Consider the following 8765-nt stretch of genomic DNA (forward strand, 5'->3'; position numbering starts at 1 on the left):
ATCAACGGGGCTAAGGAGCTGATAGAGCAGTACCTGACAGCTCATGGGAAAGATGCTATGCCTGGTTCTCCCCGCTGGGAGCATCTGAGACGTTTTTGTCAATGGCTTGAGATTCGGGGTCTTGATAATCAGGGAGAGACCGAATAAACTCTCGCACTACATCGGTTTTATTTCTTTGAACTCTTTTGCTGTAAGCGTTTAGAGCTTCCCACTCTGCTATAGACAGTAGGAAATGAGTGCTTTTTCGCTTTGTACTTGACATATCCATTAGATGTCCATAATATGTTATGTGTGATGTGCATATTATGGATATAAGGATTGTCTCTATGTCATCTAGTGAAAATGTGACGGGTGCGTCTGGACCACGTACCCATCACAACAGAGGCAGGAAACGTACTCCTAGCCGTTCTTTAGAGTCTGCTTCAAGTCTATCTGATATGACAGCGGTGACCGTAACTGGTCACTGCGACAGCGCACCAACTGAGTGGCAACTGCTGCCAACATTCAGCACATTCTCACTGTCACCCGACGGTAGTTTCCCGAAGATAAAGTCAAGTAAGTCTGCATTCATAGACATCAAAACTCAGAAGAACCAAACCGGTATCGCCACCGGGCGTTGCTATCGGATGTATCTAGGGTAGTGCTATGGAAAATCGTAGTTTCTTTGCACTACTCGCCGTAATAGCTCTCGCTATGCATTGTTTCTCATACTTTGAAATTATCCGACTCAATGCAAAGCTTGAAGCTATCAAAAATGAGTACACTGCATTTCGAGTGGGGTGTTTAAATGGGCGATAAATGGGTGGCAATGCCACTCAAAATAACTAGTAAGTTGTTAGATTACGGATTGTGGTTTGGGTGTCGGTTAGTGATAGTCACTCCACGGGTCGCAATCTGGATGTGGAAGTCTCTATCCCGCTTATCACTTGACTTGTCGGTTATGGCTTCCAAGTCGTATGATAAACTCATCACCGTTTATGACAAACTCCCGTATGACGGTGGTTTTGATGACATTGGCTTGAGTTATGTAGATGTCCACGACGGGGATTTCGTCATTTCCCCCGTCGATTTACTATCAGAAATTCAATCCAAACAATTAATGATTATCGGGGCTACTGGCTCCGGAAAGTCCACGTTGGCTCAATGGCTCAGTTACCAAGTTGGCGGAACCGTAATAGTTTACGAGTGCGAGGGTTCTCCCGACTCGTGGCGTGGATTACAAGTAGTCGGACAAGCTGAAGATTTCGATTCCATAAATCAGTCGATGGCTGCTGATTTAAAAGACTTAACCCACCAAATTGAGATTAGAGCAGAGCGAGGGGATTCAGCATTAGCTGGAAGTGACCGGGTATTGATAGCTGAAGAATTCCCGGAACTCGTCCAAAAATGCTCAAACGCATCTGAGTGGTTGGAGAGACACGCCCGAAGAGGCCGGAAGGCACGCCGCTTTTTAATTCTATTGAGTCAATACGACCAGGTAACCGCATGGGGATTGGAGGGCAAGAGCGGTATAGCTGCCAATTTTATCAAGTTACGGCTGGGTAAGCTGGCGGTTAAGCATGCCACCAAGCTCAAAGACGACCAGTTAGTGGAGTGGCTCAAGTCCGATAGTACCCACGCACTACTGGATGATGACCCGGTGCAGCTACCAACGTACCGGGAGCTAACTCAAGTTACCCGTCAGTTACCGATTTCGACCCGGGAAATCGCTGAAACCGCCGCTGGAACTGACTTGAACCAGTTTTCAGAGAGTTCCGAAGACTCTGAAATCTTGGGAAAAGCACTGGCCGAACTCGCTCAAACCAAAAGCCCAACGTACGTTATCAAAAATGTTCTTGGGTACACCGGGAGTCGGTACCAAGCCGGGAAAGCAGAATTTCAGAAACTGATAGGAGGGAAGGAATGACTGAAGTAGGTCAATATGACGGTGATATTTACTTTGATGAAAACGGTGAAGTGGAGTGTGCTTGGGTAGCAGAAATGCGAAATCCGAGGGCACCCGAGCCACATTGTTATGGACCAGCAGCTACATTCTGGGGCGAAGAAGCCAAGAAATTCAATGATGAGTTTGATGCGGTAGCAAAAGAAGCACGAGAGACAAAAGACAATTCAAAAATCCAAAAGTTTTTGGAGAATAAGTGGCATGGAGTTTGAATTAGAAAGCATCCGGTTAATCATGCTAACCGGACTATGGTACATCACATTTTGGATGATAGCAAATGGAAATTGAAATCTTCAAGCAAAACTATTATCAATTCGATGGGCAAGGAAATTGTCTTGGTTGTTTTTGGACAGTTAACTTTTCCAACATCCCGGAAAATCAAATTATGGACTATATCGAAGCGGGATGGTGTAAATCAATACCCATAAACGCATGTAATCGTAAAGACGAATCACAACCGATTCTTTGTGTTTTTGCTTCCACGGATGATTTGGATGAAATCAATTGGTTTGAACCAGGACGTCCACCATTCTGGGAGTGGCACCATGGCTCATGACAAGAACAAGGTCAAGGAAGCGGTAATCGCTGAAGTAGAGACGTGGTGGGGCATGAACGAGCTTACAGCCGAGACTCTCGTGAACGAAGTGCTAGAGAACCCGGAGTGTGACCCAGTACTAACCAAAGTCTTCATCAACAAGCTCGTTGGTTCAACTATCTATAAGTAGTTAAACGACTATAATCTCATAAAACAATTGAGTTAGTTGACTCATGTGGATGATTTGGTGGGTTAACACCTCCTGGTCATCCACTTTTTCATGGATGCAGGTAACAAGATTTATCGGTACTATAGCCATGACATACTACACGTATTACACAGCTCGAAGCCTATTAAATCCATGGGGATTCAGTGAGAATGGGATTCAAATAATGGACTCCAATCAAGCGAAAAATTTTTTTTTGATATCCATGGATGTCAAAGAAAAAATTTTCTCTTCAACGCTTTACCAGAATGGGGTTTTGGGAATGATAACCCCTGAGCCTGGAAATGTAATTATCGGTGCGACACATACTACAAGACCCGTGAATCAGATGGTCTTGGACTTGCTGTTAGGAAACTAGCAGTAATTTATAGTGAGTAATTACCCGATTAAAACAACTCTAAAAATCGTATCAAATAAGGCTGCCTTAATTGATACGTATGGGTTGACAAACTATTTAGCTATGTGTAAATAATAAAAAGGTCAGGCGGACTTAAAGCAGTTCCCTGACCTTAAAAACAAAAAAACAATTGGTTTAATTATATGACCAAATTAGCTGAAACGCAAGCACCACAAGGCTTACAGAGTACATGTGTATTAGATACAGCTGAGGACTTTACCAGGACATGCTTTAACAGACCATCGCCACACGCATTGTTAGAGCACCCACCCGACCCCGATCTCATCTCACGCTGGCGGAAAGCCGGACTTATACCGCACTTCTACGGAAAGAGAGACGGGTTCATGTGCCGGGAACCTCTCCACGACCTCTCGGAGCCCCTGAATCCCAAGACGGTTATCTACTTCCCAGTGGAAGCCGACACGGAATTTTATCATCCGACAGGGGACATCAATAACCCAGACCCCAATAGACCAATTACAAAGACCCTGACCTGCCAGTTCCGAGCTAAAGCAGAACCAACTGGACTGATATTTTCGCACCCAGATAGTGCTGAAATAGCTCGTCATCCTATCATGAAAAGACAGTTAGGCGTTTTCGATTACATGACAGCTATAGGCCACACAGTAAATTTTCATTGGGGAGAACATAACTATAATCTCCCTACTTTAGAAGTTATGATATATGGCTTCTTCTTACCCGCCGAAATCGGACGGATATTCCAAGGACAGCTATTAGATTGGATATTAGAACGTCTCAGATGCAAAAAACCCAGGGACGGTGTTATTGAGATGAAGCGAAGGCTCCAAGCACGCACAGAGCTGTTGATTCCAGGAAAGAATGGGAAAACCGATGTACGAGGAGTTGATTGGATAAACCCCCCGGCCATCATAGAGGTAGATGGACAACTATTTGATATACGTTTCTCATTTATAGATGTCTGCGCAGTTTTGGGTAAAAGCAATTACGATTCATACTATAGAAGCTTGACCGGGGAACAGCATCCACTGAAAAATCTCTTAACCCAAGATGACAAATCACTGATGAATGTGACTTATGTGAAAAAACCTCGTGATTTCGATTTGTACTCACTTGGGGACACGTACGTCATTCCACCACTGGAAGCTTATGAACAGCGCACCCGTGAAAAATTCCGAGCATTCGGGGTAGAAAAATACTTCAAAACACCCCCGCTTACTCTTGGAAGTGCAACAGCCAAACTTAAAGAAGCCCTGTTACTAAAGCACTGTGGCTTAAACCCGTCTGATAAAAAAGAACTCCACGAATACTTAGAAGATGGAACCGCCGCATACTTCAAGACTCATAAGCAGTACACATCAGTACTCAATGGAAAAGTTGATGGTGGACGGTGTCGCAATAACCGCCCCACAGTGGTCGCAGTCAATGGCTTAATAGCAGATGCAGACATACAAGGATGCTATGGAAAATCTCAAAAGTATCAGGACTATCCCATTGGTAAGCCAGTGGTAATCAAATACCCAATCAAAAGCACTATCAATGAGTACATGACACTGGGTAAGTTTTTACGAAAGTATGGGAAAGAATTAGAATATGGACTGTGGCAAGCACGTGTATCAACCCCAGCTAATTACCAACTGAAATATCCTCAAAACTTTTTGATGTCGTGGAAACCTCCCAAAGACATGAATAAGGTTTTCACAGACACCGACATGCAAGAAATTGAGTGGTTTACAGAAGATAATGTGGGAGTTTGCAAAATATTCACACATCAAGTGGATAACGCAATCGTCACAGCAGACACTATCAATCTCATTGAAACCATTTGCTCTCCCCGCCAGCGAAAGGAACTTTTAGATAATTTACTAGTTAAGACGGCTGCATTCTATCCAAAAACGGAAGAATGTCAGTCATTTGAAGAGTTTGTGAATCGGCGAGTTACGCATAACGGGAGGAATCAGGTAGAGGTCAAAGTCAAAAGGAAAAAGACCAAGATAACCGAAGAATTCCAAGAGTGTCATGCATGGCTCCGTGTAAATGAGGGAGACTTAATCATCAACGATTTGCTAGCAGAACGGAAAAAGTACAGCAAGCGAATTGCTAGTGAAAAGCCATACAACGAGATGTATAAGAGAGACATTAACACCACGGCTGGTAACTCAATGTCACCGTACTTTGCAATTGGTAATGTAGTCGTTGGTAACAACATCACTAACAGAGCACGCATGATGGCATGGTGCATGGAGGCAGGGCTTCACGGTTTTCAAACTATTACCGACGGGTGTGCGTTTGAGCCTAACAGAGTGGTTTATGCGAAGTCAAAACAAAAGTTAACTACGGAGTCCGTTTACAACGGATACACCAAAGAATCCAGTAGTTCATTTAAAATTAATGCGATTGGAGGAGTTAAACAGATTGAACACTTTATCAACTGGAACGGTAACCCGCTAATCCATACGGTACTGTTAGATGAAAACAGTACAAGCCAATTAACACTCTATGCTTTGGGAGAAATAGCCAAGGGATTGAAAATAGGATTGAAACTGATTGAAGAATCTGAAACAGGTATCAAAACAGTAGGATTAAACAATGAACGGGCACGACAGTGGTTAGAAACCCAAATCAAAGAACATCTCAAGCAACAATTTCCGAGGATGAAGGTAATTGATTTGTACGACATAGAAATCAAGGACTTATTCGATGGAGGCGCATTCCACGCCACCGCTAATTACAATCTATGGATAGGCGATAAATTGGAAGTGGAACGGATGCGCTCATATAAAAGCCGTCCAGCTAAAACAGTGCAACAAGACAATGGCAAACTCTTATTAAGTGAACCGAAATACGTAGCATCCCGAGAATTCCTAACAAGTTTGTATCAGAACCCCGACAGCATACCACCAACTAAAGTCTATATGGAAGAGAAAATACTAAAGCCTGGAGAATGGAAAAATAATTGGGAATCGTCATGGCAAAACGCAACAGCGTTCCCTGGATGTACGGTTGAATCAGCCAGAATACTAAGACCATGTAATTTGAATCAATTCACATTCCAAACGTTTGAACAGTGGCAGTCATGGAATCGGGAACAGAAAAAACTGATTGAAGATTGTGGGCACTCTTATGAAATGTTCTTTCTCAATCCCGATGGCACGTTAAATTTTCAACAGATGGTAATTGAACTGGATGAAGCTATCCGTAATGGAGCTAAAAACTTCAAATCAACCCTTTCAGCAGAACAAAAACACCATTTCACACGATTAAAACAGGAACATCAAGAACATCACACTCTCAAAAAGACACGAGAACAACTGAACCACCGATACGGACGCATACCCAACTACCTAGAAGTAGAACCCATGCCGGTAGAGGGTAGTGTACCAGGACAAGATAACGCGCCTAGTGTGGAACCAGAATATTAACCGTAGACGTAGTGAAAAGTCAGTAAAAAGCACGGTTGATTGAAAGGGTTTTAGATGAAGATTTTCCGGATGAAGTTGATATCAGTTCAAAAAGCAGCGACTTCATCCGGAAAATGCGAACGCTGAAACCCTTTCATATCAACATATGTGCGTTTTTGTGTGGGTAAAAACGCGCTATATATGGTGAGTAGGGTTTTACCCAAGGGACCAAATAAGCCGCTTGCAGCGCCCTCCTTTCCCCCTACCTTCTACCCACACCCGTCTTCTGATTGAAATTTCCGGTTCTGTACCTCTCTTTTAGACACCTTTGTGACCGTCCTCCCATTAGTGGCTATTTCTTTTGTGAGTTCCTGAGTCGGTAGTCTTGGATTATGACCCACGGTCTATCTGCGGAGCTTCTGAATTCTTTTTCGATTTCATCCCTTCCGGATGGGTTCCCTCCGCCCCTTATTTAAATATTGCGATGATTTTGATGATTTGATGTTCTAATGACATTGTGAATTAATAAGCTGTCACAACCATCCTATTACCCAACCCTCTACTTATCCCCTACTCTTCCCGGGTTCCTAGTATTGACTATTTAGTTTGTGAATTTTTGATGTGTGTGGCCAAGATGGTCTGATTCATGTCCACATTTTGGCTATTATTGGCCGTACCCGGCCAATTAGCTGGTTCATATACCCATTTTAGCTTTAAGAGTGGTTATGGGCTTGCCTTTGCATTGGGATACCATCCTGTAGAATCATTCCTAGGTGTCGCTGTTTTCTTTTTATGACCCCTCACTGTACCCCGGTCGCATTTTTCGATACATTAAATCTGATTCATGCGCCATATCGTATACCCATCCCCCACACCCAAGATGAGATGAGTGGGAGTCTACGGGTGGGATGGCTCCACTCAAATGACCGGTTTCAGTACAGCTATTCACCCAATCAACGATTCACCGCTCATAAGACACTGACTGGTCATTGGGTGGCTTATCGGATGCTTTACCGGCGCTGCCGTCAAGACATGCTTGGAACAAGTTCTGAACTCAATGCACGGATTTTAGAGTTAGCGGCCATCAACATTTCACTATCCGATGATGAGTACTGGGTAGACTTAGCGGCACATGAGCTTTTAAGATATCCCATTACGTCCTCAAGTACTTCGGACGCCACTATGCAGTTAATTGATGAGTACATGCGAGCTGCTCATGGACTGAACACTATTCCACTAACCGAGCAGTGGGATAGCTTGAAAAAGTTTCGAGATTGGATTGTATACCTTTCTAATAATTAATTACAATGATAGTTGTCAGTGTTTTGTTGTAATTATAAATGGCATTTCCAGGTCATAATTTTATTATTTTGCGAGAAGATTCAGATGATACTTATTTATTAAAGTGTCTGGATTTTGATGGTATTGATGACCCCTATAAAGCCTTAATAGCTGCTGACCTCCAATATAATCAAGGCATCCCCATGCCACCTGTCAATATAATTTGGACGTTTTTATCTGAAGATTGTGATGTTGGAGATATTCTTTATGGGAAATTTCTTCCACAATCAGTTAAATCTGAAAAACCACCTACTTTTAAAGTAGTGTCTCGTTTTAAATTAGTACCTGAAGGAGGAGGTGAGTATAAATTAGCGGTTTTATAGTTTGGCTGGGATTTCGTTTGATTGGTTATACTAAAAATATAATAGTCTTACAAAGTCTTACACGAGTATGTTAGCATAGTCTTACACAGTCTTACAATACGTTCGTATCGACTATGACAAGAACTAGTACCAGTACCGTGACCGATGGACTACTCCACTGTATGAATGGTAAGTGGACCATCCAAATCCCAGCTGACGCTTATACAATGACTGGCTCAGACTGGTATGGGTGGCTCAAAACCAATTCCAAGTTCCGGTTCAAGCATGGGGCTGATGTCTCATACACCGCTTACAAGCACAGTGATTCATACTGGAAAGTCCAGCGTCGGGTTAACGGGCGACTCCGAAATAAGTATCTGGGTAGTAGTGGGGAGCTATATTATGGTCGTCTGCTAGACATCGGGCATCAGCTTGCACTACCAGACGAGCTGTATTGGCAAAACGAAACCGGTCAAAAGACCGGCTCGCAAGAATTACGGGAACGAAATTACAAAATCAACGGGGCTAAGGAGCTGATAGAGCAGTACCTGACAGCTCATGGGAAAGATGCTATGCCTGGTTCTCCCCGCTGGGAGCATCTGAGACGTTTTTGTCAATGGCTTGAGATTCGGGGTCTTGATA

General features: G+C 43.3%; 9 protein-coding genes. All 9 read left to right on the top strand.

The features are described 5' to 3' along the window. Positions 1-326: 326 nt before the first annotated feature. Complete coding sequence (locus tag F6K20_RS13380) at positions 327-641, top strand: hypothetical protein (protein ID WP_287294961.1); 315 nt, start codon at positions 327-329, stop codon at positions 639-641. 146 nt (positions 642-787) lie between these two features. Then, entirely contained in the window at positions 788-1906 is a 1119-nt protein-coding gene (locus F6K20_RS13385; RefSeq protein WP_287294962.1) for a hypothetical protein, read from the top strand. Beyond that, the gene (locus F6K20_RS13390; protein WP_287294964.1) at positions 1903-2154 is read left to right on the top strand and encodes a hypothetical protein; all 252 of its coding nucleotides are present in this window, start codon (positions 1903-1905) and stop codon (positions 2152-2154) included. Before F6K20_RS13385 ends, F6K20_RS13390 begins: the two co-directional genes overlap by 4 nt. 65 nt (positions 2155-2219) lie before the next feature. Next, positions 2220-2498, top strand: coding sequence for a hypothetical protein (locus tag F6K20_RS13395; protein ID WP_287294965.1), 279 nt, complete (start codon positions 2220-2222; stop codon positions 2496-2498). After that, on the top strand, positions 2488-2667 hold the full coding sequence (locus tag F6K20_RS13400; RefSeq protein WP_287294966.1) for a hypothetical protein: 180 nt from the start codon (positions 2488-2490) through the stop codon (positions 2665-2667). Before F6K20_RS13395 ends, F6K20_RS13400 begins: the two co-directional genes overlap by 11 nt. A 777-nt stretch (positions 2668-3444) precedes the next feature. Further along, the gene (locus F6K20_RS13405; RefSeq protein WP_287294968.1) at positions 3445-6501 is read left to right on the top strand and encodes a hypothetical protein; all 3057 of its coding nucleotides are present in this window, start codon (positions 3445-3447) and stop codon (positions 6499-6501) included. Positions 6502-7365: 864 nt separating this feature from the next. Next, a complete protein-coding gene (locus tag F6K20_RS13410; RefSeq protein WP_287294970.1) occupies positions 7366-7782 on the top strand; it encodes a hypothetical protein in 417 nt (138 codons plus the stop codon). A gap of 38 nt (positions 7783-7820) precedes the next feature. Further along, positions 7821-8144 (top strand): hypothetical protein, encoded by a 324-nt coding sequence (locus F6K20_RS13415; protein ID WP_287294972.1) that lies wholly within the window; start codon positions 7821-7823, stop codon positions 8142-8144. A 113-nt stretch (positions 8145-8257) separates the two neighbouring features. Next, the coding region (locus F6K20_RS13420; protein WP_287294973.1) for a hypothetical protein at positions 8258-8765 on the top strand (508 nt) is incomplete at its 3' end.

Origin of the sequence: Moorena sp. SIO2C4, from assembly GCF_010672485.1 — a bacterium.
GTDB classification, from domain to species: Bacteria; Cyanobacteriota; Cyanobacteriia; order Cyanobacteriales; family Coleofasciculaceae; genus Moorena; species Moorena producens.

Coding starts and splice junctions, on each gene's coding strand:
- F6K20_RS13405 (WP_287294968.1), top strand. CDS start 3,445: ATGTGCCGGGAACCTCTCCACGACCTCTCGGAGCCCCTGAATCCCAAG.
- F6K20_RS13400 (WP_287294966.1), top strand. CDS start 2,488: ATGGCTCATGACAAGAACAAGGTCAAGGAAGCGGTAATCGCTGAAGTA.
- F6K20_RS13410 (WP_287294970.1), top strand. CDS start 7,366: ATGAGTGGGAGTCTACGGGTGGGATGGCTCCACTCAAATGACCGGTTT.
- F6K20_RS13415 (WP_287294972.1), top strand. CDS start 7,821: ATGGCATTTCCAGGTCATAATTTTATTATTTTGCGAGAAGATTCAGAT.
- F6K20_RS13380 (WP_287294961.1), top strand. CDS start 327: ATGTCATCTAGTGAAAATGTGACGGGTGCGTCTGGACCACGTACCCAT.
- F6K20_RS13385 (WP_287294962.1), top strand. CDS start 788: ATGGGCGATAAATGGGTGGCAATGCCACTCAAAATAACTAGTAAGTTG.
- F6K20_RS13390 (WP_287294964.1), top strand. CDS start 1,903: ATGACTGAAGTAGGTCAATATGACGGTGATATTTACTTTGATGAAAAC.
- F6K20_RS13395 (WP_287294965.1), top strand. CDS start 2,220: ATGGAAATTGAAATCTTCAAGCAAAACTATTATCAATTCGATGGGCAA.